Here is a 391-nt window from a genome sequence, read left to right as displayed (position 1 = left end):
TTCTGGAATTTTCTTCTCTTCCATACGCTTAACTTTCTCAACTTGTTGTAGTGATTTATTGATATAACCTTCATATTTTGTTTGTATTTCTACTTGTTCTTCAACATCTGCATTCAATTGATGTTCTTCTTCTAAAATTTCTAAAATTATATCGTAAGTCATTTCAGGTCTGCGTAATAAATCGATAGCTAAAATACCATCTTTTAAGCGAGAACCACCATGTTGTTCAATAATCGCTTGCGTATGTTCGTTTGGTTTAATACGAATATCTGATAAACGCTTAATTTCCGCATCAATTTGCTGACGTTTTTCATTAAAACGTGCATATCGTTCTTCAGAAATCATACCAAGTTCATATCCCATATCCGTCAATCTCAAATCAGCATTATCA

Annotated in this window: 1 pseudogene; it reads right to left on the bottom strand. The window is 32.2% G+C overall.

The annotated features are described in order from the left end of the window. Nucleotides 1-391, bottom strand: a pseudogene (locus KDK95_RS39150) (tRNA uridine-5-carboxymethylaminomethyl(34) synthesis enzyme MnmG); the annotation flags it as partial.

Source organism: Actinospica acidithermotolerans (genome assembly GCF_018139625.1).
Taxonomy (GTDB): domain Bacteria; phylum Actinomycetota; class Actinomycetes; order Streptomycetales; family Catenulisporaceae; genus Actinospica; species Actinospica acidithermotolerans.
This window is presented reverse-complemented; position numbering and strand designations above follow the sequence as displayed.